Source organism: Myxococcales bacterium (genome assembly GCA_016712525.1).
In the GTDB taxonomy this organism is placed as follows: domain Bacteria; phylum Myxococcota_A; class Polyangia; order Polyangiales; family Polyangiaceae; genus JAAFHV01.
Genome location: JADJQX010000002.1, coordinates 1 through 25,136 on the forward strand (window position 1 = coordinate 1; position 25,136 = coordinate 25,136).

General features: G+C 70.1%; 19 protein-coding genes and 1 pseudogene. 13 read left to right on the top strand and 7 right to left on the bottom strand.

Going from position 1 to position 25,136, the window contains the following annotated elements:
- Positions 1 to 1,634 precede the first annotated feature (1,634 nt).
- The 8 genes from IPK71_11625 (at position 1,635) to IPK71_11660 (ending at position 8,930) form a co-directional block, all read left to right on the top strand.
- On the top strand, positions 1,635 to 1,970 hold the full coding sequence (locus tag IPK71_11625; GenBank protein ID MBK8214389.1) for a hypothetical protein: 336 nt from the start codon (positions 1,635 to 1,637) through the stop codon (positions 1,968 to 1,970).
- Complete coding sequence (locus IPK71_11630) at positions 1,967 to 2,782, top strand: hypothetical protein (GenBank protein MBK8214390.1); 816 nt, start codon at positions 1,967 to 1,969, stop codon at positions 2,780 to 2,782. Before IPK71_11625 ends, IPK71_11630 begins: the two co-directional genes overlap by 4 nt.
- 30 nt (positions 2,783 to 2,812) lie before the next feature.
- On the top strand, positions 2,813 to 4,078 hold the full coding sequence (locus tag IPK71_11635; protein ID MBK8214391.1) for a hypothetical protein: 1,266 nt from the start codon (positions 2,813 to 2,815) through the stop codon (positions 4,076 to 4,078).
- Positions 4,079 to 4,297: 219 nt separating this feature from the next.
- Complete coding sequence (locus IPK71_11640; GenBank protein ID MBK8214392.1) at positions 4,298 to 4,540, top strand: hypothetical protein; 243 nt, start codon at positions 4,298 to 4,300, stop codon at positions 4,538 to 4,540.
- Complete coding sequence (locus IPK71_11645; GenBank protein MBK8214393.1) at positions 4,537 to 5,982, top strand: RICIN domain-containing protein; 1,446 nt, start codon at positions 4,537 to 4,539, stop codon at positions 5,980 to 5,982. Before IPK71_11640 ends, IPK71_11645 begins: the two co-directional genes overlap by 4 nt.
- Before the next feature lie 813 nt (positions 5,983 to 6,795).
- Positions 6,796 to 7,359, top strand: coding sequence for a hypothetical protein (locus tag IPK71_11650; protein MBK8214394.1), 564 nt, complete (start codon positions 6,796 to 6,798; stop codon positions 7,357 to 7,359).
- A gap of 92 nt (positions 7,360 to 7,451) precedes the next feature.
- The gene (locus IPK71_11655; protein ID MBK8214395.1) at positions 7,452 to 8,291 is read left to right on the top strand and encodes a fibro-slime domain-containing protein; all 840 of its coding nucleotides are present in this window, start codon (positions 7,452 to 7,454) and stop codon (positions 8,289 to 8,291) included.
- Between the two features lie 342 nt (positions 8,292 to 8,633).
- Positions 8,634 to 8,930 carry a hypothetical protein gene (locus tag IPK71_11660; GenBank protein MBK8214396.1) on the top strand — a complete coding sequence of 99 codons (297 nt, stop codon included), beginning with the start codon at positions 8,634 to 8,636 and terminating at the stop codon, positions 8,928 to 8,930.
- A gap of 303 nt (positions 8,931 to 9,233) precedes the next feature.
- On the opposite strand, the gene IPK71_11665 is transcribed toward IPK71_11660, so the two are convergent.
- Entirely contained in the window at positions 9,234 to 9,818 is a 585-nt protein-coding gene (locus tag IPK71_11665; protein ID MBK8214397.1) for a hypothetical protein, read from the bottom strand.
- Between the two features lie 1,150 nt (positions 9,819 to 10,968).
- Here IPK71_11665 and IPK71_11670 point away from each other — a divergent pair.
- Positions 10,969 to 11,580, top strand: a complete 612-nt coding sequence (locus IPK71_11670) for a hypothetical protein (GenBank protein ID MBK8214398.1) — start codon at positions 10,969 to 10,971, stop codon at positions 11,578 to 11,580.
- Positions 11,581 to 11,880: 300 nt separating this feature from the next.
- On the opposite strand, the gene tsaD is transcribed toward IPK71_11670, so the two are convergent.
- The 3 genes from tsaD to IPK71_11685 all read right to left on the bottom strand — a co-directional run bounded on the left by tsaD (position 11,881) and on the right by IPK71_11685 (position 15,474).
- Positions 11,881 to 12,933, bottom strand: coding sequence for a tRNA (adenosine(37)-N6)-threonylcarbamoyltransferase complex transferase subunit TsaD (tsaD, locus tag IPK71_11675; protein ID MBK8214399.1), 1,053 nt, complete (start codon positions 12,931 to 12,933; stop codon positions 11,881 to 11,883).
- 141 nt (positions 12,934 to 13,074) lie between these two features.
- Positions 13,075 to 13,884, bottom strand: coding sequence for a hypothetical protein (locus IPK71_11680; GenBank protein MBK8214400.1), 810 nt, complete (start codon positions 13,882 to 13,884; stop codon positions 13,075 to 13,077).
- A 516-nt stretch (positions 13,885 to 14,400) separates the two neighbouring features.
- Positions 14,401 to 15,474 (bottom strand): hypothetical protein, encoded by a 1,074-nt coding sequence (locus tag IPK71_11685; GenBank protein ID MBK8214401.1) that lies wholly within the window; start codon positions 15,472 to 15,474, stop codon positions 14,401 to 14,403.
- Between the two features lie 206 nt (positions 15,475 to 15,680).
- Here IPK71_11685 and IPK71_11690 point away from each other — a divergent pair, with 206 nt between their 5' ends.
- Positions 15,681 to 16,040 carry a hypothetical protein gene (locus IPK71_11690; GenBank protein MBK8214402.1) on the top strand — a complete coding sequence of 120 codons (360 nt, stop codon included), beginning with the start codon at positions 15,681 to 15,683 and terminating at the stop codon, positions 16,038 to 16,040.
- Here the strand turns inward: IPK71_11690 and IPK71_11695 are convergent.
- The 3 genes from IPK71_11695 to IPK71_11705 all read right to left on the bottom strand — a co-directional run bounded on the left by IPK71_11695 (position 15,985) and on the right by IPK71_11705 (position 19,306).
- On the bottom strand, positions 15,985 to 16,326 hold the full coding sequence (locus IPK71_11695; GenBank protein ID MBK8214403.1) for a hypothetical protein: 342 nt from the start codon (positions 16,324 to 16,326) through the stop codon (positions 15,985 to 15,987). The genes IPK71_11690 and IPK71_11695 overlap by 56 nt on opposite strands.
- 60 nt (positions 16,327 to 16,386) lie before the next feature.
- Complete coding sequence (locus tag IPK71_11700; protein MBK8214404.1) at positions 16,387 to 17,604, bottom strand: PEGA domain-containing protein; 1,218 nt, start codon at positions 17,602 to 17,604, stop codon at positions 16,387 to 16,389.
- 82 nt (positions 17,605 to 17,686) lie between these two features.
- Positions 17,687 to 19,306, bottom strand: a complete 1,620-nt coding sequence (locus IPK71_11705) for a serine/threonine protein kinase (GenBank protein MBK8214405.1) — start codon at positions 19,304 to 19,306, stop codon at positions 17,687 to 17,689.
- A 235-nt stretch (positions 19,307 to 19,541) separates the two neighbouring features.
- Between IPK71_11705 and IPK71_11710 the strand changes: the two are divergent.
- The 3 genes and pseudogenes from IPK71_11710 (at position 19,542) to IPK71_11720 (ending at position 22,541) form a co-directional block, all read left to right on the top strand.
- Positions 19,542 to 21,108 (top strand): annotated as a pseudogene (locus tag IPK71_11710) (methylmalonyl-CoA carboxyltransferase).
- Positions 21,109 to 21,653: 545 nt separating this feature from the next.
- Positions 21,654 to 21,932 (top strand): hypothetical protein, encoded by a 279-nt coding sequence (locus IPK71_11715; GenBank protein ID MBK8214406.1) that lies wholly within the window; start codon positions 21,654 to 21,656, stop codon positions 21,930 to 21,932.
- A 99-nt stretch (positions 21,933 to 22,031) separates the two neighbouring features.
- A complete protein-coding gene (locus IPK71_11720; protein ID MBK8214407.1) occupies positions 22,032 to 22,541 on the top strand; it encodes an SRPBCC domain-containing protein in 510 nt (169 codons plus the stop codon).
- Positions 22,542 to 25,136: the final 2,595 nt, after the last annotated feature.

Consider the following 25,136-nt stretch of genomic DNA (forward strand, 5'->3'; position numbering starts at 1 on the left):
GGGCGACGTTGCGTGCACCGAGCCACGCCCGCAAGACTACCTTCTGGGGTTCCGTCGAGGCTGCGTCCGGGCTCTTCGCGCGCACCGATGTCATCGATGGCCTTCCCGTACCTTCGCGAGCTGGCCCGCAGTTCGCGCCGTTCGGCTCGCAGCCGGCCAAGGTCGACCGCGAGGACGACAAGGGCCCACCCCACGGCGGGCGCCCTCGGTCGAAGATGCCAGAAGCCTTCCGTCGATCCCGTCCGAGAATGTGCTGATCGACCCGTACGGTCATGGGGTGTGTGCTCCGGGGCGGACGCTCAGCAACCCACGTGCCACGGAGGTAGTCGTTCATTTTCCGTGGACATGCGCTCTCGCGGTGACGTTTTTGGTCCATGGCGTCGAACGGGCTGTCGCTTCTCGTCAGGCATGATCGTGGTGAGGAACGGGCCGTGCCTCGTCGTACGGCGCGCTATCGTGCCGCGATGCGGATCCCGTCCCTCGCCTCGCCGTGGCTTGTCTCGCGATCGCCGGGTGCCCGAGCTGGAAGCTCTCCGCCGCCACGACCGCGCTCGGGCCAGTCCGGTACCGCCGCCACGAAGCGAAGGTGTGCGTGATCCGGACGGCCGTGGTGGGCGATCGGCGCTGACGTTCCCTGCGCGTGACAATGGCACGCTCAACGGCGCGACGAGCGCCCGACGTACTTCTGCTACGCCGCCGAGCCGGGGAGCACGAGGATCACGTCGGAGGCCGACGAGGTCGACGTCGCGCGGCTCACCGCAGAGGCGGGAAGAGCTTATTTTCTCGAGCAGCGGGTCGACTTTATCTTCGGCTACGTGAAGTGCCGCTCGGTCTGGGTGGCCGAGCCCGAGGCCGCGCGGCTCTTTCGCGCGTCGTACCCTGGGGCGTTGGTCGAGGTGCCGGGCTCCGAGAGGCTCCCACCGGATCGCCCTCTTACGCACGCGCGAAGGGTCGCCCGTTGACGCACGACCCCGCTCGGAGCCGCGCCCTTTGGTGGCGTACTCCGGCTCCGTGAGCGTCCAAGAGGTCGTCGCCGTCCGTGAGAGCTTCGCCGGAGGCCGGGTGGGTTCGCGCCTCGCCGCGCAGATGGGCGCCCTGCCGCGGTGGGCGGCCGTCTGGCTCGATCCCGAGCGACCCGGCGATCGCGCGAGGCACGCCACGCGCTGGCGCACTTCGAGGGCCGTGTCGCCGAGGTGCTCCCTGCCGCGCGCCCGAGGCGCTCGTCGTCGGTCACGAGCCCCACACCCGAGGACATCGCCGCGCGCGCCGCCGCCGCGCACGAGAGCCCCTTCACGTGCACGCGGCCCGCCGATGTACGTCGGTGAGACCCGGACCCGAGGCGCCGTGGCTCGCCTTCGTCGACCCCGCGGGGTGCGCTCGTGAGGACGCGCGCGTCTACCGCATCAGGCTCGCGGGACGCGCGCCGGCCCCTCTCGGTGGGAGACAGGCCTTGGGACACCTGCTCCGCTTTCGGTCCCATCGCGGCGCAGGGCTGGGAGATTCCGGATCGTCACGATCCGCGATCACTCCGCCGAGGGCCGCGCTTCGGTGCGCTGGCTCGCGGAGGCCATGGAAGTCCCCGAGAGGCCGTCATCCTCGACCCTAGCGCGTGCGCCGTGGGCGCGGATCTCGGTATGTCACACACGGCCTGGCTTGGGAGACGTAGCTTCACGAACCTGTTCTTGTGTGTGGGGTCGCTCGTGTCGGCGGGGATCGTCGCGTGCGCCGCACCGCTGCGCGCCCGTCGGAACGCGAGCGCCAGGCCCTCCGGCGTCGCGCCGACCGCGTCCGTGGTCGGGAGTGCGCCGAAGGCCCCGTGCTCCGAGCCGTGCGCGCGCGCCGAGGCCCGACGGCGTGCGCTCGCGGTGCCGTTGCCCGACTCGCTGCGGGCCGAAGCGTTCACACGCTGCCGAACGACCGACGCGGGCGCGCTCGGGCTCGTCGCGACGCGCGCGCAGGGGACGCCGTGACGTTCGTGGTGGCGCTCGAACGCGCCGATGGGACCTCGGCCACGTCGGAGCCGCGGACGACGATCGAGGCCACCCTCGCGCCCGAGCTCTTGGTCGTCTCGCGCCCGGGCTCGGCCTCGTGGGTGACGGCCAAGGTGGCGGGCCAGCTCGTGCCTCTCCCCTTCGGGGCACGTGCGCCGGTGCAAACGCGGGCCTACTTCGCGGACGCGTTCGGCGGCGCTCCGGATGCCGAGTACCCGTGGGTCGATTTCGTGCCCGATGCCAACGGCTATCTCCTCGACTTCGAGCTCCCGAGCCTGCGCTGGGGTGATCCGGTCCCCTATGGAGGTCGGCGGGAAAGGCAGCTTCATGGCGTGCGCGTGCGCATGCCTCTCGACACGGCGTTGTCTCCACGCGACGCCCAGGAGCCATGGGGCTCGGTCCGCAGGGCCTGTGCCGCCGCTCCTGCGATCGCGGAGGCGTACCGCGCGGAACTCTGGGTCGCGGCGCAGTGCGCGCGCATCGGGGGGCTCGACGTCACGAAGGTCCTCGACCAGGTGAAGGCGCGGTGCGGTGCGCTCGCCGCCCGCGCGGTCCCGCTCGTGGTTTCCGTGGCGCGGGCCGACGCGAGAGCGCGCGACGGAAGGGCTCCCGAGAAGGACCCGCGCCCGGCCCGTGAAGAGCTCGCGCGTGTTGCGCCCCCGGGCGCGTGTTTTGCCGACCAAGATCGGCTCTGGGACGTCGACTACACGGCGCGTATGGCTCCCTTCGTCGCGCCTAGTGTCGCGCTCGACCCGGCGTGGGCGCTCGGTCTGCCGCGCGTCGTGCCGTGAGCGAAGGGCGCGCGATTGCCCTACGCTGACGTGAGCCTTCACGTCGGAGCCACGTCCATGCGCGCGTTCGTCCTCTCGCTCATCGCCCTCTCCCTCTCCGCGGCCTGCGGTGCTCCCGAGTCCTCGCCGTCCATCGCGGTGCCTCGTGGGCCGGTGGCGCCGGTCGTGGCCGCGACGGCATCAGCCATCGCCCCGGTGGTGCCCTCGTCGGCGGCCAAAGCCACGCGCAAGACGCCACGCATCGTGCAGCTCTCGCCCTCGGACGCCTCGTGTGGGCTCGACGCGGAGGGTCGAGTTTGGGAGCTCGTCGTCGGGAAGATGGAGCCCGAGGTCCCGTCGCTCGTCGGGGCCAAGAGCATCGCGTGCGGCATGCTCCACACGTGCGTCGTGACGGCCGAGGGGACGATGTCCTGCTGGGGGAACAACGCCTACGGCGGCCTCGGCGACGGCACGGAGAAGAACCGATTCGAGCCAGGCCCCGTCGTGGGCCTCGGACAGGTCGCCGAGATCGGCGTGGACTACGCCCGCACGTGCGCACGGACCCCGACGGGAGACGTGTATTGCTGGGGGGACAGCGAGTTCGGAAAGGCCGGCGACGGCAGGCTCCCCGACAACGTCGGCCGCGAGAAGACGAAGCCCGGAAAGGCGATCCTCGCGGGCGCGGCGACCCTCTCCGTGGGCTCGGCCCACGCGTGCTCGGCGATGCCGGACGGGCGAGTCTCCTGCTGGGGACAGAACACGTCGGGCGCGTGCGGGCAGCCCGTGGCGACGCGCTACGTGCCCAGGCCCGCGTTCGTGCCGAAGCTCTCGAACGTCGCGATGGTGCGCGCGGGAGCGCAGGCCACGTGCACGATCGATCGCCAAGGAAAAGTCGCGTGTTTCGGCCACGCGGGGACGGGGCTCCTCGGGCCGAACGGCCCTTCGGGCGACGTTGCATCGAGCAGCACGCCCGTGACGATCCCGCTCCCGTGGCCTGCCGTCGAGATCGCCATCGGCGGGAGCACCCACGCGTGCGCGCGGCTCGCGCGTGGCGAAGTGGCCTGTTGGGGCCAAAACGATCACGGGCAGCTCGGCGATGGCACGACCAAAGAGAGCCGCGCTCCCTTGCTCGTGAGAGGGCTCCCTGGCCCGGCGACTGCGATCTCGCTCGGCCTCGAGAAGAGCTGCGCGCTGGTCGACGGGCGCGTTCTCTGCTGGGGCAAGGGCGTCGTTCGGCGCGACGAGCATTCGTTCCCGGACGACTCGGCCGAGCCGATCGAGGTCCTCGTGGAGGGCGCCTTCCGCAAGGGCCGTTAGGCTCCCTGTTCCGGCGCCGGAACAGGGACAGAGACCCCGCGAACCGCGCGTCGAGGCGCCCCACGCCTCCCCGTGCACGTGTACCGGGCCGTACCGGTACACCCGATCACCGACCGTGTATCGCTGCCAAGGTCAATGATTACGGATGTTTACGCGCGCGCCGCGCATGGCACGGACGCTGCTGAAGGGAGGTCGAACCCCAACGATACGGAGACTCCCATGAACACCAAGCTCGTCGCTCTCGCCCTCGTCGCCTCGCTCTCGTCCGCCGCATGCGCGGTCCCCGCCGCCTCCGACACCGCGGACATCGCGACCACGGGTGAGGCGCTCACGGAGGTCGGCATGCTCGGCGTGACGGTCCCCATCAGGTCGCCCCCGACGCGCTCCAGCTCCCCGACGCCGGGCTCGGGTACAACGCGCGCAGCAGCCAGGTCGCCCCGATCTCCTGCTTCGACGTCGTGACGAAGTCGCAGCCGAACCAGCGCGGTCAGGTGACCTTCTCGAGCCAACTGGACACGGCCCAAGCGAGCTCTGCGCTCTCGATCGACGTCGACGCGAAGGCCCACTTCGGGATCTACAAGGGCGAGGGCTCGTTCAAGATGGCGAGGGAGGCGACGTCGTCGAGCGGCTCCTACACCATCCTCCTCTCGGCCTCGCAGCTCGGGCCGCTCCTCCAGTCGAGCAGCGTGGCCCTCACGAGCCAGGCCGCGGAGCTCCGCGAGCGCGATCCGGAGAGCTTCCTCCAGTCGTGCGGCGATCAGGTCATCACGAGCGTCCAGCTCGGCTCGCGCCTGGCCATCGCGTACCGCGTGAGCTTCTCGTCGGACGAGCTGAAGAGCGAGATGACGGGCTCGCTATCGGCCAGCGCGACGTTCGGGGAGCTCTCGACGAAGCTCTCGAAGGCGAGCAGCTCGCAGAAGAAGGGCATCTCCATCTCGCTCACGGCGACCCAGCTCGGCGGTGACCCCTCCAAGCTCACCCGCGTGCTCGACCCGAAGAGCGCGGTCACGTGCTCGGGGGACAACCTCGACGCGTGCCTCGACCTCGCCCAGAAGGCGCTCGATTACGCCTCGAACGACTACCCGACGCAGTTCGGTGCCTCGGACGGGTACGTCCCCGTCTCGTTCTCGACGGCGAAGCTCTCGTCGGTGGGCATCTCCGGCGTCGACTTCCCGGACACCCCCGGCAGCGTCGTGACTGCGCGTCGTGATCTCCAGACGGCCTTCGACTCGGTCGTGACGCTCCGCTCCCTCGCCGACGTGCGGGCCACGAGCCCGGCCTACGACGCTGCGAAGGTGAAGTCCGTCCAAGCCTGGCTCGACGCCGACAACGCCGCCCTCCAGGCCGTGGTGCCGAAGTGCTTCGACGACGTGGAGACCGTGCAGGGCGAGGACGATCCGAAGGTCGTCGCGTGCGTCTCGGCCGCGAAGCAGGCCATCGCCAAGGTGCACGCCGAGAGCGACGTGCGAGCCGCCCTCGACGCAGCCGCGCAGACCTTCTACGGGAAATCGTTGGTGCTCGCGGCGCGCAGCGACGTGTGCCTCGACCTCTACCACGGGGGTACCTCGGACTTCACGTCGGTCGGCGCGTACGTGTGCAACGGCTCGAACCCGCAGCTCTGGAGCTACTCGATGGACGGGCGCATCCGCAGCCAGATGAGCACCAACGCGTGCCTCGACATCGACCACTCGGGCGTGGCCGAGGGCACCAAGGTCGACATCTACTCGTGCGACAAGACCGACCAGACCTGGACCCTGGACGACCAGGGCCGCCTCCGCGGCGTGACGGGCATGTGCGTCACGTTGGCGGCCCCGGCCAAGGCTGGCGACCACGTCCAGGCGACGATGCAGACCTGCCGTGACCAAGACACCGCCGGCGCCTACCAGCACTTCGTCGTGAAGTGAGGCGACCTACGAGCGAGAGGCCCGCGACCCGACGAGGGCTCGCGGGCTTCGTCGTGTCAGGAGCGAGTCGCGGAACATGGCCGCGATCGTGCGGTGCGCTGACCGCCGAGGTGCGTGCGGGCCGCGCGATCTCGGAGAGCCGCGAGGGAGCGCCGAGTGGGGTGGCGCCGACCGCCCCGCCACGTGCATCTGCCGGGCGCTCGTGGCATGTTCCCGGCGTGTATCGCTGGGCGTGGGGAGCGGGGCCCTCGTGAGCCTCGTGGGGTGCGTGGCGGTCGGCGACGATCCCCGCTGCGCGTACAAGGAGATCGTCGAGCCCGAGCGCGCGAACGCCACGGGGCAAGTCGAGCTCGTGATCGCCGCCGAGGGAGAGCCTCGAGCCTCCGCGTCCGCGCGGATCCGAGGCAACTCGAAGGGCGGCTCCGTCGCGGTCGTCGGGGATCGCGCGACCGGGGCGGTGGTCGCAGCGATCTCGTGGAAGCTCGAGGCCGATCCTTCGTCGCCCCTCGAACTCCCGATGCTCGTGCAGACCTGCCGCCGTACCACCGAGCGCCTGCACGACTCTGGCGAAGGGTGCGTCGACGGGCAGGGCGCCCGGTCCTCGTCCGAGCAGCGGCTCATCTTTGGTCACCTCGTGGTGGGGCGCGCAGGCGTACTCGATCCACGTCGACGAGCCACGCTTGCGAATGAGCCTCGCCGTCTCCTGGACGCCGGCGGTCCTCGCGTGCCGGGAGCTCTGATGCACTACGCCTCCCGTGTTCGTCCGTGGTTCTTCGTGGTGGCCCTCGCCGCGTGCGGTCAAGGTCGAGACGTGTGCCTCGACCACGACGACGGATCCCCAAGGCGACGGACACGCGCACCGCGGCGGCCACGGTGGAAGAGCTCGTCCTCGCGGACGGGACCAGGCTCGCGCGCCCGATCGCGTACGCGGACGCGAACAGCAACGTGGTCTACGTCGATCGCACGGAAGACACCACGGACGCCGGCGCCGACGCATCGCCCTCTCCGGACGAAGGAGATGACACGCGCCGGATCGCGAGGCTCGTCTGGGTGGCGGCTCGGCTACCCGCCGACGCCGTGGACGTCACGACCGAGGTCATCGCGTGTCCCGCGGCGACACAACGCCTCGAGTCCGCGGAGCGATGCTCGGGCGACGTGGTGCCCGAACGGTGGACCGTCACCGCGACGCTCCGGCGCGTACGTCGCGACAGCTACAGGCTCACGGTCGACCACCCCCGGGTCCGCGCGCGCGTCGACGTCGGGTGGACTACCCGTGTCACGGCTACTGACCGTGTGCCGGTGACTGCCCGTGTGATGGGAATCGATCGCGGTTTCCCGTGGTTCGCGCGGGCATCGAGGCGCACCGATTGCACATGACGCTGCGCGACAATCTGCAGGTTCAGGCACGCAGACAAATCGGCACGATGGGCTTGCCCGTGCGAGCGGAGGACCCGTACCGTAACTCCACCATGAGTTACCCCAGAAGCCTCCGGATGCTCGGCCTCTTCGTGCTCGGGATCGGCGCGGCATCGGCGTGCGCGAACGCGCCGACGGTCGAGCGCGATGACGGCTTCTCGGACGAGATCGTCCAGCGCGAAGCTGGGCCAGGGCCGAAGCCGCCGGGGCCTCCGCCGGGATCGTTCGGGGACGCGGCGCCCATCGAGGCGTCGACCCGCGATGCGTCGTGCGCGCCGAGCTTCCGCGGCATCGTGCGCGACTTCGACGACACCCATCCGGACTTCGAGAAGTTCGTCGGCGACGGCGAGCTGGGGATCGTGGCCGGGACGCTCGGCGCCGACGGAAAACCCGTGTACGTCTCGAGCGGGACGACGCGGCACACGACGGGCAAAACCAACTTCGATCAGTGGTTCCGCAACGTGCCCGGCGTGAACGTGGCCATCGACTACGACGTGCCCTTCGTCGAGACGAACGGGCGCCTCCTCTTCGAGAGCAACGCCTTCTTTCCTATCGACGGCCGAGGCCGCGGGAACCAAGGGCGCGCCCACAACTTCCACTTCACCTTCGAGCTCCGCAATCTCTTCTCGTACCGAGGCGGGGAGGTCTTCACCTTCTCGGGGGACGACGATCTGTGGGTCTTCGTGAACGGGCGGCTCGCGATCGATCTCGGAGGGGTGCACGACACGAAGCGCGGATCCATCGACTTCGACGCGCGCGCCGCGGAGCTCGGGCTCGTCAAAGGCAACGTATACGAGCTCGCCGTGTTCCAGGCCGAGCGCCACACCCCGGGCTCGAACTTCCGCATCGAGACGAGCGTGCTCTTCACGAACTGCGCGCCCGTCGTTCGGTGATGGGTGCCCCAGGGCGCCGAAGGCGGATGCACGACGTGGCGCGGACGCGCTGCCAGCCGGCCCCGAAGCGCTCGGCTTCGCGGGCTCTTAGGGGCGGCGGCTCGCCGATGTGCGTGGGGATCGATTGAAGGGCACGTCGCCACGGGATAGCGTCGCGGTATGCCAAAGGACCCGACAACGACGCTCCTCCTCGTCGGTTCGCTCGTCGTTCTCGCCGCGTGCAAGCAGTCGTCGAACCCGGCGTCGGACGCGGAACCTACGGGGAAGGGGGCCGTGGGCTCGGTGACTGGAGACGAGCGTCCTTCGGCCGCGGCCATTGCGCGAGAGCCCGCTGCGCGGATCATGACGATCAACGAAGCCGCAGCCCTTGCGACTGGCGACGCTCAATCGATCCTGAGTACGCCCCTGCTCGTGACGGCGACCGTGTCCGAAACACAACAAGGACCCCAAGGCTTCGAGTCGAAGGCGATCGTGCGATTCGTCTCGCGCAAGACGCTAGTGCGCGCCGTGGTCGAGCTGGCCGCGCCTAGCTACCCGGTTCCCGCGGTCGGGTCGACGGTCATTCTCCTGTGCAACGACGGCGTCCACTCGATGCTCAATGGAGCGTTCGTGCAGTTCCAGGGATGCGTCCAGAGGTGATGGCCTGCTCATTCCCCGATCGCCGGCGCTGCGCGCGGGGCGCGAGCTTGGGCCCCGGGTGACTCGCCCTTCTGTCGCCGAGATGAAGAGCCTCTTGGACGTCGTGCCGTCGAGGATCGTGGCGTACACCCCACCACGAGGCCGACCTCGAACGAAAAAGTAGGTTCCGCGCGCGCCTTGGCGCTCGGGCGCGGACGTCGAACGGCCGACGACCCTTGGCAGTCCCGACGGGGGACGGGAGAAAATCGACGGGCGACCCTCGCGAGGTGCGTGGGTCGCCCGGAGTTGCGAGAGACGCCCTTTTCAGAGGCTCGGGGCGCCGCGCTTCGCGAGCTCACGCTCGGCGCGCGAGCAGTCCTTCGACCATTTGAGCCAAGCGCCGTTCTTTCGGTAGCAGTAGACGAGGCTGTCCTTCTCGACCGTGCTCACGATCGCGATGACGGCGCCGGCCTTGACCGGCTGGCCGTCCTGGCCGCCCTTGATCCTCCACTCGTAGACCGGGGAGCTCGACCAGTCGAGGTTGATGCCGAGATCACGTCGGCTGTAGCGGATGTAGTTTCCGTCGTTTCCTCGTCGCACGCGAATGGCGACCGGCTCGCCGTATTTCACCGGGCCCGAGCCGGCCTGCCGCTTGATAGTGACGTAGTCGCCGTGCTTCGTGTCCCAGCCGAGGTTGATTCCGCCGAGGGTGCCCTGGCGCTTGTACGTGAGGGAGCTGCCGGACACGACGCTCTGCAGGTCGAACGCGTCGTCCGAGACGAGGTCTCCCGAGGAGCCCGTGACCACCTTGTAGTCGGGCTGGACCGGAGCCTCCGCCTGCGCGCCCGCCGTCACGCTGAGTCCCACCACCGTCATGCACGCCAACACACCGACGAACGATCGTTTCATAGTCATCTCCCTCGAAGTGCGGTGTCGCCGAACGCCACACCGTACCTCCCCCCAGTGCAGCGCGCGTGCCACGATGCCGAGCGCCATGAGCGGCGAAAACCTGGGAAAAACGAGGGTAGGGCGCGCTCCGCCCGAGGGCGCGCCCAGGGCGGGCCCGCGAGCTCGGGCGGTCCCGTGCGACGCTCGCCACCACGTAGCCCGATCGCGCCGCTCCGCGTACGTTCGGGTCATGCCGAAGCTCGCGCGTCTCGCGCACCTGTCGCTGCTCGCCGTGCTCGCGTCGAGCGGCGTCTACGCATGTGCGGGGCCACGCCTCCGCGAGAGATGCCCGCGCCGATCGAGCCGAGCGCCCGTGTGGCCGTAGCCTACGACTCCGGGCCAGACAGCGCGGCCCCGGACAGCGCGGCCCCGGACGCCGCCCACGAGCGCCCCCCGCCGCGCGGCCGCGACGCGATCGTGACCGCCCTCTCCGAGAGCCCGAACGTCGTCACGCTCGACGGTGTGCCGGCCCTCTTTCCGCCCGCGCTGAGGCGCAACTTCGTGCTGAAGCACGGCATCTCGCGGCGCGGCGAGCGTGGCCACCTCGTCGAGACGCGCGTGAGCCAGAGCGCCGATCCGGACGCGCCGCGCGTCATCGCGTGGGACGAGGGGCGCGGCCTCGTCGTGAGCTACAACGGCGGCGGGCCGAAGCAGACGAACGGACAGCGCCTCGACATGCACGAATTCGACCTCGAGAGCGGTCGCTTCGAGCTGTCGTCGATCGACTTCCCGATCGCCCCGGGCGCGCCGAAGCTCGAGTCGAGAGGATGCGACACCTGCCACGGCCCACGCGCGCGGCCGATCTTCTCCATGTACCCGGATTGGCCGGGCTTCTACGGGTCGGACAACGACGAGCTCTCGCGCAAGGACGTCCCGGTGCAGGCCGCGGAGCTCGCCGACTACCAGAGGCTCCGCGCGCGCATCCCGAGCCTCCCGCGGTACGCGCCGCTCTTCTCCGATGCCGACGTGCGTGCCCGCTTCGATCGGCCGCTCTGGGACACGTTCCCCTACCGACCCGACACACGCGAGGACATCCACGCCGTCTCGCGCGCGTTCGCGTTCCGCCCCGGCCTGCGGCTCGGCCTCGTGCTCGCGCGCATGCAGGCGCGCGTTGATCGCCCACGTCGTCCATCACCCGAGGTACACGAAGCTGGGCCCCGCGTTCCTCGCGACGCTGCTCGAGTGCAGCCTCACGCCGCGAGCGACGGCGCGGGTCTCGAGCGACGCGCGGGAGGCGCTCCAGGAAGCGCCCAAGCTCGTCGGGAAGAAGCTCCACGAGCGTCAGGCGTGGCGGCTCTTCGACCTCGAGATCCGCGACGTGGATCTTCGTTACGGGTACGGGCACGAAGGCAACGCCTCCGACGACGCGAGCTCGAACCCGATGGCGATTGGCTACATCGGCACGTATTGGAATGCCTACTTCGACGGGAGCGCCACGCTGGACGAGCTCGTCGCGAGCGGCCTCCTCGCCGACCTTTCGCGGACGCACCCGACGCTCGCGGGCATCGTCACCCCGAGCGGCCTTCGCAAGAAGTACGCGCACCTCACGGAGCGCTTCGTGTTGGACGCCCCCTTCTTCGACGCGATGGACCGACTCGGAACCTGGATCCCCATCCCGTACCCGAGCGCGCTCGACAAGGTCCACCACCGCGAAGGGTTCGGGAAGGCGTACCGCGACCAACACGAGAAGCTCTGCGGAGCGCTCGACGCGCTCCTCGAATGACCGCCGTGCCCGCTCCGAGGCCCCGAAACGGACCCCTCCGGGGGCCCACTGTTACGGCGCCGGAACAGTGACGTGATCCGAACGATTTCCGATGGTTACTCGATAGTAACTCTGTGGTGAGTGGGGCGGTCGCCAGGGCCCGTCGCGAGCCGCGTCCGGGCACGCGAGCGCCCCCCGAAGACGACGTCGTGGCGCCCCTCGTGCACGGCGCCCCGATCCCTTCTCCGCAAGCACCTTGGTGGCGGTCTTGCCCGCCTCCGTGGGGACTCGCGACGAGCGTGCGGTTCGGAGGCGCCTCGCTCAGCGCACCCCGCGGCCCTTGCGTGTCTCCCGCGGCAACGCCGTGACGCTCGTGGCGGCGAGGTCGGGGCCGTGCACGACCCCGGCGGCGTGTGCGAGGGCTCCGGCGTAGGCGATCATGGCGGCGTTGTCGGTGGCGCTCGCGAGGTCCGGCAGGTGCGCGACCATGCCACGCGCCTCGCAGGCCTCGGTCACACGCGCGCGGAGCTCTCGGTTCGCCGCGACACCGCCGCCAATGACGACGTCGCGCACGCCTTCGCGCACGGCGGCCGCGATCACCTTGTCGGTGAGCACCTTCGTCGCCGTGGCTTGGAACGACGCGCACACCGTGGCGAGCGCGTCTCCCGTGGGGACGCCGTGCTTCGCCACGTGCTGGACCACCTGGGTCTTCAGGCCCGAGAAGCTCATGTCGAGCGTCTTCGTGCTGGCCATCGGCGCGAGGAACATTTCAGGGTCCGCCGTGGCCGTGCGCGCGAGCCGATCGACCACGGGCCCGCCCGGGTACCCGAGGCCGAGGAGCTTCGCGACCTTGTCGAAGGCCTCGCCGGCCGCGTCGTCGCGGGTGGCGCCGAGCTCGCGAATTTGCTCGGGCAGCGGGCCGTCCACTCGGTAAATCGCCGTGTGCCCGCCCGAGACGAGCAGCGCGACGAACGGTCTCTCGGGGGGCCTCGCGGGGGCGTCGCCACGACGGAGCTCGTTCGCGAAGAGGTGCCCGACGAGGTGGTCCACGCCGACGAGCGGGATGCCCTTCGCCCACGCGAGGCCCTTCGCCACTTGCACACCCACGACGAGCGCGCCGACGAGCCCGGGGCGGCACGTGACCGCGACGAGGCCCACGTCGTCGAGCGTCTTCTCGGCCTTCGAGAGGGCGAGCGTCACCACGTGCGGCAGGTTCGTCAGGTGATCCCGCGAGGCGAGCTCGGGGATGACCCCGCCGTACGGGGCGTGGAGGGCGACCTGGCTCTCGACCACGTCGGAGAGCACGCGGCCCTCGTGGTCGACGAGCGCGGCGGCCGTCTCGTCGCACGAGGTCTCGATGCCGAGCACGATCATCGCGCACCTTCTCCCACGAGGCAGGGCGCGCGACAAGTACCCGAGATCACGGGCACTTCGGTGTCCACACGTCGGGCCCGAAGACCTCGGCCACGAGCGCGTGCAGCGCAGGATCGTAGGCGAGGAGCTCGGCGCGCGTGTTCACGTCGTTGTGGATTCCGTTCGGCGGGCTCGCCTGGAGGTTCGTGTCGAAGTACGACTGCACGCCCTCGGCGAAGTACTCCTCGACGTTCGAGCCCGCGTAGGTGTCCTTCCATTTTTCCGGCGGCGATCGCGCTCCTGTAGGCCGTGTCGAGGCGGCCTTGGAACGTCGTGTCGGCGAAGGTGACGCCGAGGTTCACGATGCCGTGCGAGAGCTCGTGCACGAGGATGTTCTCGCCGACGTACGGGTCCCTTCGTGTCGCAGAGGAGGTTCTCTTCGGCGCACGACGTGGCGGGGCGCGCGACGGTTCCGCCGAGGCCGCGGGCGCGCACGTTCCAGTCGGTGCCGGGGAAGGCTTGGTAGAGATCGGCGTGCTCGGGGACGTCGGTCGTCACCTCGCTGCGGGCCATCACGGCGAGGCGTGCCTTCTTCGACGTCATCGCGGCGCGCACGTCCGAGCGGAACGAGAGCATCTTGGAGGCGATGCGGCAGGCTTGGCGGAGGGCGCCGTCGCTCACCTTGTCGGAGGCGACGACGGGAAGGCCGGTCGCGTCGAGGTGCTTCTTGTAGAAGGGGGAGAGGCCGAGCGCGGCGGGCGGGGGCGCGATGGGCGCGTCGCATCCCGTGGCGATGGGCGCGTCGGGTGCGGAGGCGTCGACGCCCGGGGCTGCATCGGCCGTCGGGGGGCTTGCGGCGTCGGCCACGGGGACGTCGGCGTCCGGCGTGGGCTGCGTGGCCGGCGTCGTCACCAGGGTGCACTCGACGAGGGTGGCGAGCGGCACGACGGCCAGGAGATTCGCGAGGCGCATCTTCGGAGCATACACCTCGGGTTTTCGCGTCGCGCCTCAGTCCTCGCAGCGGGGGTCGCGTCGGGAGAGCACGACCTCTTCCTCGACCGCACCGTCGGGGGGGACGATCTTGGGCCGCACGGCGCGAATGCCGGGCCGCGTCGGTGTGTCGCTCGGTCGACCCTGCCAGTGTCGCGGGGGTGGAGTCGGGGGCGCTGTCTTCGGGGGCCACGAGCATGCGCGCCGTGATGACGTCGGCATGCCACGGCAAAGGGCCGCGAATCCCGGAAGGTGGACGATGCCCGTGGACCTCTCGTGAGGCTTCGAGGCCGCGCGGCGTGAGGTGCCGGCGCAGCATGTTCGGTTGCCGGTAGCTCACGTGGCCGACGGGCCGACCGAGGCCCGAACCGACCCGTGAGGACCGACCGCCGACCCGTGAGGACCGACCGACGTTCGCGCCAAACACATGAAATGAATCAATTTACGCGCCAAGGCATGCCCGAACGGCATCCGCGTCAAATTCCGCCCGCCGTGCCGCTACTCGCAGCCGGTCGAGGCGAACACGGGCACCGGCTGGGCCTGCGAGCCGACCGAGAGCGCGAGGAGCGAGCGGTCCTTGAGGGTGCCGACGAAGGCGTCGCACGCCGTCGGGCAGAACCGGATGCGCCCTCCCTCGACCGTGTACCCGTTCTTGTCGGAGCAGTCTTGGGAGGCCTTCACCCGAATGGTCTCCCGGCGGACGGGGTCGTAGTACGAGACGACCGACTTGCCGTCGACCACCTTGCCGCCGGGCACACCGTAGAGGCACGAGCTGAGGTCGCGCGTGATCTGGCTGAGGGCGTCGCTGCCGCGCGCTTGGTCTTTGCGGGCGTCGTAGAGCTTGAAGGTGTCGGCGGCCTCGCGCGAGGCCTGCTCGAGCTCGGGCTCGACGGTGCCGTCGGTGCCGAGGAGCAGCGCGTACGTGGGGACCTTCCCTTTGCGCACCACGTCGATGAGCGGGGTGCCCGCCGTGCACTTGGTCGTCGCGAAGTCCTTGTTGCCGATGAGGAGCACGCCCTTGCGGCTGAAGCCGGAGAACTCGGCCTCGTTCAGCTTGGCGTAGGCCGAGTCGAGCGAGCCGTCGGCGCGGAGGGGCGTGGTGATGGGCTCGAGCGCGCGTGTGCCGGAGACGAAGTCGGCGATGGTGGTGGCCACGGCCTTCTGCGCCTTGAGCGCGGGCTGCATCGGGACGTCGAGGAGCTTGAAGGTGCGCGTGCCGCAGTCGATGTCTTGCGGGATGACCTTGAGCCCGAGCTGCATCGCCTCGAACACCGGGTCGGCGAGCGAGAGGCCGAGGGTGCGCGTGACCGTCGTGTCTTTGTAGAAGTCCGACATGCGCACCGAGCCGTCGAGGAGGACGACGAGCGCGCTCGGGGTGGGCTTCACCTCGAAGGTCTGGCAGGTGCCCGCGAGCGGCGTGATCGTGCCGGCGGGGTTGCCCGTCATGGCCTTGAAGACGTCGCCGTCGCAGAGGGGCTGGCGCTGCGTCTTCGACTGGCACACGCCCGAGCTCTTGAGGCCGCTGATGCGGTGCGCGGAGACCTTGCCGTCGGGATCCTGGCCCCTGACCATGTCGCACAGGCCCGGCGCCAGCTGGAATTGCTGCGGCTTGGACGCGTCGGGGATGAAGTAGCCCCTCGTCCGGATCTTGGTCGAGGACCTCGGCCACCTCGCCGCCGTCGAAGAAGGCGCGCACGTTGAGGCCGTCGCCGTCCTTCGGGATGGTGATGCCGGGGTAGCTCGGGGCGCCGGGAGAGCCCGGGTGCGCGTAGATGCACTTGTCGGCGTCGAGCAAGATGGGCGTCTGCCCGGTGAGGTTCACGCACGTCTCGACGTTGAAGCACGTGGTGGCGGCGCCGTTCACCATGCGCTCGTCGAACTCGGCGAGCTTGGACGAGTCGGTGTCGACCGGGGCGCACCGGCCGGCCTTGCACGTCTCCTCGGACTTGCAGTTCGTCTTGTCGAAGCACGAAAACGAGAGCGGCATCGGCAAAAAGAGGATCTTCTCGGGCGTGTACGTCTGCCGCGACGAACGCAAGATGCGGCCTTTCGCGGCCTCGGTCCCGAGCTGGATGGGCGTGTTCACGCAGTCGGCGAACTGGTCGACCGTCGTCGCGTCTTGGCGCTCCTCGGAGTAGCCGGCGACCGTGATCGTGAGGGGGAGGCCGCGGTTCGAGTCGTCGATGGGGAGCGTGCCGAGCGTGCGGGGAGCTGCACCTTGCCGTCGAAGACGCGGTACGAGTCGCACTTCACCTGCGTGCCGCCCACGAGCACGTCGACGCGGATGGTCTTCAGGTCCTTCGGGACGCGCACCTGGGTCGAGATGCCCGCGACGAGCTCGGTCTGCTTCTTCCCCTCGCAGCCGCTCCAGACGAGCGCGGAGGTGCCGAGGGCGGCGAGCGTGGCGATGGTGCGGAGCTTCATGCGGCAGTCTCCTTGGGGCAAACCCCTAGTTTAACGAAGAAAAGTGCGGGGCGCCCGCGGCTACTGGTGCTCGACGATGTAGGGAGGGAGCGTACCGCGGTACGGATCCTGATCTTTCGGCGCGAAGAGCACGGCGGCCGCGCCGATGCCCACGCCGATGACCACGACGGTGCCGATGAGCCACGGGACGAAGCTCGGGGCCTTGTCCTCGTTGAGGATGGCGGTGACGGGGCGCTCGCCGCCCTTCGGCACTTCGACGTCGAGGTTGTAGGTGTAAAAGCCATTCTTTTTGGCGGTGACGAGGTGGGGGCCCGCGTCCACCGCGCCCTCGAAGCGCGTCGAGCCGACGACCTTTCCGTCGATGAGGATCGTGGCGCCTTCGGGCTTGGTGGTGACGATGAGCTTGCCTTGGCGTTGCTCTTTGGAGAGGCCGAGCGAGACCGCGGCGGCCTCGCCCTCTTTCATGACGACCGACTGCTTGGCCGTCGCAAATCCTGGCGCATCGGCCTCGACCACGTAAGGCTCCGAACGGATGACAAGCTTGCCCGTGTAGGGCGAGGCGCCCACCTCTTTGCCGTCGATGCGCACGGTGGCGTTCGGCGCGCCCGAGACCTGCACGGTGATCGTGCCGAGCTTGGCGATCGCCTCGAGCTTGAGCTCGATGGGATCGGGCTTTTTTCCCTGCGGGAACGATTTGACGGTCGACGCGTCGGCGTAGCCGGCCTTCTTGGCGGCGAGGCGCCGCTCGCCGATGTCGACGCGGAGGGGGCTCGCGAGCGGGGATACGCCGACCTCGACGTCGTCGACGTAGATCTTGGCGCCGGGCTCGTTCACGCTCACGACGAGCTCGACGACGAACGCCTCGAGGCCCGCGGCGGTCTCTTTGGCGCGGGTCTCTTCTTCGGGGGAGAGCTTGCCGGCGCCCTCGGAGAGCTCTTGTTTGAGCACCTCGATCGCGCGGGCGTAGTGGCCGGTGTTCTTGTCGCACACGGCGACGTTGAAGAGCACGCGCGGGTTCTTGGTCTCGCGGTAGACGTCCATGAACTCGGTGCGCGCGGCGCTCCAGTTGGCCGCCCCGTAGAGCACGACCGCCGTGTCCCATTTCGCGTGCACGGCGGGCGGCAGCTCTTCACGAATCGTCTTCGATTTCCCTGGTTTGGCCGCGGCGGGCTTGGGCTGGGCGAGGGCCGTGACCGGGAGCATGGGGGCCACGAGCGCGCCGATGAGCACGCCCGCGAGCGCGCCCGAGAGCCTGGGACGGGAAGGGATGGTTCGCATCGGCCGGGGTTCCTTTGGGGCACGCGCACGGGTGCGACGAGCCCGGAGAAGTGCGGGCGGCGAGGGGCCCGGACCCTCGAGCCTACCTCAGTTTTGGATGCCGGTTTGCAAGACGTGGGTGGGCTGCGGCTTTGGCGCGGCGCCGGTCGGCTTGGGCTGGGCCGCGTGGGCCGAGGCGGAGGGGGTCGCCGACGGTGCGGCCGACGTGGACGGCGCCGCCGACGCCTTGTCGGCGACGGGGGGCGGCGAGGCGATGCTCGGGAGGGCGGTGGGCTTGGGCTCCCCGCTCACGTTCGCGGGGACGGGGGCCGCCGTGAGCTTGGCGATGCCGATGGCGACCACGACCGCGGCGAGCGCGATGCCTGCGCCGGTGATGAGCATGCGCTGCGAGCCCGCTTGGGGGTCGCGCGTGGGCTGGGTGGCCGACAGGGCGGGGCCGACGAGCCGAGGTTTCCGCCTTCGGGGCGGGGTAGGTGACGTCGTTCTCGCGTGGCACGCGCGGGGCCGCGATGCCTCCCATGGCGCTCTGGCGATCGGGCATGGCCACGGTGCCCGCGGGCCCGTGTGGAGGCGCTCCCGGTGCGGGAGGTGGCACGGAGCTCCGGCGATCGACCTCGGTCCCGGCCATGCCGAGGGTGCGCACGGCGGCCTCGGCCTGCGCTTGTGAGACGCCACCCGCGAGGGGTGTGCCGCCGAGGGACGCGCCCTTGCCGAGCTCCGAGAACGCCACGGCGGAAGGGGGAATGGCCCGAGATGCGCGCCCGGCGTCCTCCGGGGCGACGAACCTCTGCATGCGCGCGATGAGGGCGCGGCCTTTCTCGTCGGTGAAGGGCTCGAGCGCCTCGGCGAAGAGCAGCGCCGACGCGTACCTGTCGATGGGCTCACGCGCGAGGCCCTTGCGCACCACGTCCCACAACCCGGGGGGCAGATCGGGGACGAGCTCGTCGAGTGGGTCGGGATCGGCGGTGAACAGCTTGAAGAGGAGCTCGGTGAGCTGCCCGCTCTCGGCGCGGAAGGGCGTTCGGCCCGAGAGGAGCTCGTACAAAATGACCGCGACCGAATAGAGATCGCTCCGCGCGTCGACCTCTTTGGGGGAGCGCGCCTGCTCGGCCGACATGTAGAGCGGCGTGCCGAGCGCCGAGTGCGTCTGCGTGAGCGACTGGCTGCCCGGGTCTTGGATCTTCGAGATGCCGAAGTCGAGGATCTTCACGAAGTCGTCGTCGCCATCTTTGTGGATGACGAAGCAGTTCGACGGCTTCATGTCGCGGTGGATGATGTTCGTCGCGTGGGCGGCCTGGAGCGCGCGCAGGATCTGGAGCACGAAGCCCACGGCGCGCATGGCCGGGAGCCCGGGTTTTCCCTCGGCCTCGAGCACCTGCGCGAGGTCGCGCCCGTCGAGGCAGTCCATCACGAGGTACGGCGCGCCCGAGGGCAGCTTGCCCACGTCGTCCACGTGGAGAACGTGATCGCTCGCGATGCGCTTCGACGCGACGCCCTCGTTCAAGAAGCGGTCGACCGCGCCCTGAACCTCGACGTACTGCGGGTTCATGAACTTGAGCGCGACCGGTGCGCGCAAGACGAGGTGCACGGCCTTGACCACGGCGCCCATGCCGCCCTGGCCGAGCACGCGCTCCACCTTGTATTTGCCGTCGATGACCTCGCCGGGCTGCGGGTAGGGCGACGTAGGAGGGACCTGCGACATGGTGAGCTTCGGAGGATAGCAGCCTTTTCGAAAGCGCGACTTTTCGGCGAGGTTTCGGCCAAAAGGGGCGTCCTCGGGGCGCCTTCGCTCGCTTCGCGCCCCTCGCGGCCGACCTCTTCCGTCGTCGTAGCCTCGGACGGCCGGGCGCGAAAGGGCCCGTTCGGGCGACACGCCGCGCGCCGGGGCCGGCTGTTTTTTCGTCGACACGACCCGCTTTTCGCTAGAGGTTTCGGCCATGAGCCAGCCCGAGACGAAAGCCCCGACGAACCCCGCCGCCATCCTCGACGCGCTCGACCAGAAGGCCCTCCTCGGCGGAGGCGCCGATCGCATCAAGAAGCAGCACGAGGGCGGCAAGCTCACCGCGCGCGAGCGCATCGACCTGCTGCTCGACCCGGGCTCGTTCGTCGAGCTCGATCGCTTCGTGCACCACCGGTGCACCGACTTCGGCATGGAGAACCAGAAGTTCCTGGGGACGGCGTCGTCACCGGGCACGGGCTCGTCGACGGCCGCAAAGTGTTCGTCTTCGCGCAGGACTTCACCGTGTTCGGCGGCTCGCTCAGCGGCGCCTACGCCTCGAAGATCACCAAGATCATGAGCCTCGCGATGAAGGTCGGCGCGCCGGTCATCGGCCTCAACGACTCGGGCGGCGCGCGCATCCAAGAGGGCGTCGAGTCCCTCGCGGGGTACGCCGACATCTTCCTCCGCAACACGCTCGCGAGCGGCGTCGTGCCGCAGATCAGCGCCATCATGGGGCCCTGCGCGGGCGGCGCCGTGTACTCGCCGGCCATCACGGACTTCATCCTGATGGTCGAGGGCACGAGCTACATGTTCATCACCGGGCCCGACGTCATCAAGGCGGTGACCCACGAAGAGGTGACGAAGGAAGACCTCGGCGGCGCGCACACGCACGCGTCGAAGAGCGGCGTCTGCCACCTCACGGCGCCGGACGACAGGACCTGCATCGCGCAGATCCGCGAGATGCTCTCCTTCCTCCCCTCCAACAACACCGAGGACCCGCCCTTCCAGCAGACGGACGATCCGCCGCCCGCGAGGTGCCGGAGCTCGACACGATGATCCCGCTCGAGTCGAACAAGCCGTACGACATCAAGGAGGTCATCCGGGCCGTGGTCGACGACGGGCACCTCTTCGAGATCGCGGACCAGTACGCGCCGAACATCGTCGTCGGCTTCGCGCGCGTCGGCGGCCGGTCCGTCGGCGTCGTCGCCAACCAGCCGCAGGTGCTCGCCGGCTGCCTCGACATCGACGCGTCGATGAAGGCCGCGCGCTTCGTGCGCTTCTGCGACTGCTTCAACATCCCGCTCGTCACCTTCGTCGACGTGCCCGGGTTCCTCCCCGGCACCGAGCAGGAGTACGGCGGCATCATCAAGCACGGCGCGAAGCTGCTCTTCGCGTTTGCCGAGGCGACCGTGCCGAAGGTCACCGTCATCCTGCGCAAGGCGTATGGCGGCGCCTACGACGTCATGGCGTCGAAGCACATCCGCGCCGACTACAACCTCGCCTTCCCGACCGCCGAGATCGCGGTCATGGGCCCCGACGGCGCGGTGAACATCGTCTACCGCCACGAGATCGCGAAGGCCGCCGACCCGCAGAAGGCGCGCGCCGAGTTCATCGCGGACTACCGCGAGAAGTTCGCGAATCCGTACAAGGCCGCGGAGCTCGGCTTCATCGACGAGGTCATCCACCCGCGGAGGCTGCGAGCGCGCCTCCCCCGCGCGCTCGAGCTGCTGAAGGACAAGCGCGACAAGAACCCGCCGCACAAGCACACCAACATCCCGCTCTGACGGGGCGATCCGACGACGACGAGGCCCGCACATGGCTGCCGGGCCTCGCGGCACCTTGCAGGAAGTGCCCGCTTTTCGTGCTCGACAGGCAACTCGAAGTCGTGTGTGCTCGGCGCTCGCGAAGGAGATCCCCATGTCTGGCTCGTGCGCATCGCCGTCAAACCTGGTCCCGTCCCTGCGAACGCCGTGAGCCCCGTCGGCGGGGAGCCCATCGGGATGGCTTACGGGAGACGTGGCGCTCTGCGAACAGAAGCCGATGCACCGTGATCACGGTGGAGCGCGCAACCATCGTGCCGAGCTTGCCGGAGGGCGTGGCCGCCGTGAATGCCCGTGTTCGTGAACGACATCAGGAACAACGAGGCGTACACGCCCGACACGTCGAGAACGAAGGTGGTGATGCTCTCGGCGGAGGACGTCGCGCGTGGGGAGACGCCATGAGAAGGTGCTCGACGCGACCAGGGTACACTGCCTTCCCGCGGCGCCAGGGAAAGTGTCCTTCGAGGGCGACGAGCTACGCGTTCGATGCGATCCGCGACCCTGACACCGTGGAGGACGGCCGGAGGACGAAGCTCGACGACGATCAGGTGTCGTACGCGGTCTCGTCGTACTTCGGAGGGCGCGCTCCGGCGGCAGGGGACGCCGAGGTGCACAGGCTCCTCGGCGAGCACGTCGCGTGGTGCCAAGCGCCGAGGCCCCGAGGGGGGCAACGCGTGCTCTTTTGGTTCTTACAGGCGCTCGTGCCGGGGCTCAACTGCGGCGACGGGTTCATGTACGTGACCGCGAGCGCCGACGCGAAGAGCGCGGCCGCGTGGTGGCAGTGCTGAGGCGTCGACCTCGCGGATGAGGTGAATGCTGGGCCCGCGCCTGGGCCCGCGCGCCACGAAGGCGTGTGGTTCCGGGGAGCGGGCGCTATGCTGCGCGCCATGGCGAACGCTGTCTCCGTCGTCGAGCACGAGCGAGAGCTCTCGGCTCCGCGGCCCGTGGTCTTCGACCTGCTCCTCGACGCGAAGGTCGTGCGCGCGTGGCTCGCGTACGAGGGGCCGAGCTGCGCTCGTTGTGGCTCGACGCTCGCCCGGGTGGGGCCACGCGTGCATCGTGGTGCCGTGTGCCAGGTGACTTGTAAGCGATCGGCGTACCGCGAGATCGAGCGGCCCTCGCGTATGGTGTTCGACGTGGGCATTCGCGCGGCGAGCGGCGACGGGCCCGCGGCGGACGAGTCGGCTTCCCCGAACGACGTGCGCGTGACGATGACGCTCACCGAGGCCGGCGCGGGGACGCGGGTGACCATCGAGCGTGACGCGAGCGTGAGCGCGCCGCCCGGCTTGCCGACGTGGGCCCGGATGCTGGACGCGGTGGAGGGCGTTGGGTTAGGAGGCATCGCACGGGGTGAATGCGAGCGCCGTGCCGTGCCGGGCGATTTGCGGCTCTCCTGAAGTTTCCGCGGACTTGGCGCGAACGTCGGTCGGTTCTTTCGGTCCTCGCGGTGGCCCGGCCGGCTGGGGGTGGCCCGGGCCATCCCCCGTCGACCTTCCCGCCCGCCCGCGCGCCCCGCGAACGCGCTTCTGCCCCAACGAGCCCATGCGCTACGATGCGCCCATGGCCCGCACCGTGAAGCCTGAAGACGACAACCAAGGCGCCCAAGACTACGGCGAAGGTCCCGCCCAAGCCCAAGGCCACCAAGGCCACCAAGGCCACCAAGCCCGCAAGGCCGCCAAGCCCAAGGCCGCCACGCCCACGCAAGGCCGCGCATCCGGCCCCTTCACGCTCGCGAACGTTCGTGACCCGCTCCGCGGCAAGCCCACGGCGGCCGACAAAGCAGCTCGCGGTGGTGCTTTCCAGGCCGAGGGGCCCAGACTCCGCGGCGGAGGCGCGCGAGGACGAGCGAGGTCTCGTTCCAGCTCGTCGACGTGCTCGAGGGCAACGTCGCGCGCTTCCAGCCTCCTCGGGTGGCCCTTTGGGAGCGCCGCGCTCTTCGCTGCCGGCAAGCCCAAGGTCGTCGGCGGCGCCGAGCAGCGCGTTCCACCTCTGACGGAGGCGACCGCTGCGGCCTACGCGGCCCCTCGCCGACGCGTGCAAGGACCCCGCGAAGAAGCTCCGGGCTCCACGAGCGGCTCACCTTCCGCACGCCGCCCGAAGCGAGCGCCGCGCCCAAAGCGACGAAGGGGAGCAAGGCCGACGCCCCGGCTTCCGTTTGAGGCGCGCCTCGCGGAGATTCGCGCGCTCGCCGCCGCGGGAGCCGGGCTCAGGTGAGCCGCGCGTGCGACGCGCTGGGTGTGTTCCCGTCGTGGAAGGTCTACCCGAAGCGCCACCCCGACGAGCTCACGAAGGAGGAGTTAGCGCGCCTTCGCCGAGCTCTTGCTCGATCTCGACCTCCCCGGTCGATCTGCAGACGCCCGGGGCCTCTTCGATCGGGACGCGCACCTCGCGCGGTTCCCCGGGCGGAAAAAGCGGGGCCCCGGAGCGACGCGCGTTCACGTGGGCGGTCGGTCGGTCCCGGGTGGTGGGCGGTCGCGTCGGTCGGGTCAGGGGCACGTGGAGCGCGACGACGTGCTCCGTGGGTAGATGGCGCTGCCGGCCCGCGAAGGCGCTCGCCGCCTGGAAGGGATCGCGACGGGCGAGGCCTACGACGTGCTCGACGCCCACGCGACGTCGATGAAGGACGCGGGCTTCTCCGGGAAACCCAGGCGAAGGACTACCGCACGCGCGTCGCGGGCTCCTCGCCGACGTGAGCGTCGCGCTCGGCGCCGAAGGCGAGAAGGCCGCGAAGGAGATCACGAAGAAGCTCCCGAGCTGGGGCGGTGGTGCGCAGATGCCGATCGGTCTCCTCAGCGCCGCACGCCACGCGCGAAAGCGCGGGGGCGACCATCGACCTCAGCGTTCGACGCGACCTTCCAGCGCCTCTGGGAGGTGTCGGGCCCCGACTCGTTCTACGCCCCGGTCGTCGAGGCCGAGATCGAGGGGGGCGTTGCCCCCTCCGCGCGCGAAGGCCTTCCGCGCGGGTCTCCTGGCCGACCCAGAACGACGAGTGACCGCCGGCGGGTGCGGGGCCGGGCGCGCGGCGGGCGACCTTGCCGGCGTGAGGGTGTCGTGGGGCCATGGAGGCTCGTCCGCGATTGCATCGTGGGCGGGTCAAAGCAGACGCCGTGCCGAACGGGTCGAATCGCACGTGTCTCGTGAGTTTCGCGGGCTTGGCGCGAACGTCGGTCAGATCTCCGGCGCGCTCGGGTGGCCTGGCCGGCGTTCAGGTGGCCCTGGCCGATCGGCGCGGTGAACGCATCCCGCGAGCCCGAATCCGAATGGTTTCAGGTGTTTGGCGTCAACGTCGGTCGGATCTCCCAACGTCGGTCGGATCTCCCCCGCCCACGGAGCCGTTCGCGCTCTCAGAACGTGCCCGCCGCCCCAAACGGAAGAAGCGGACCATCACCCGGCTCGTGCGCGGCGTCGCCGGGTCGAGCTCCGAGAGGCACCGTAGGCGTGAATCAGCGTTGCCCCGACGGCGATCGATCCACTCCGCGAAGCCCGCGAGCCCGATGGGCACAGGCCCGCTGCGCCGATGCTCCCGCCCGAGCCGCTTGCGCCGGCCCCGCCGATGGCGAGGCCGAGCCAGAGATGCTCGCAGTTTGCGCCCATGAGACCGAACGCCCCGGCCACGGCGAGGACCGGGCTCCGCATGTGCTCGCGCTCGCGTAGTCGGCCTTCATCGCGGCGAGGCGGCGGAGGTCGCTCGCGTCAGCCGTGTGGTTCTTCGCGCTCTTCGACGGCCTCGATCACGCTCTTGTACTGCTCCCGGTGTCGACGTCCGGGAGCGCGCGGAGCTCCGGCGTGGGCGTGGGCGGGCGGGTCGCGGCCCGCGCAGGGAGCTTTGAGGCGCTCCTCAGGCTGGCTCGGGCGTCCTCACTCCCGGCACGTGCCGTCGGGCTCGTCATGGAAGACCGTCCGGCGCGGCCGAGGTGGCTTCCGGACGTCTGGCCCTCACCGTCGGCGAAGCGCGGCGGCGGGAACAGGGTCACGAAGCGCGGCGACGAGGG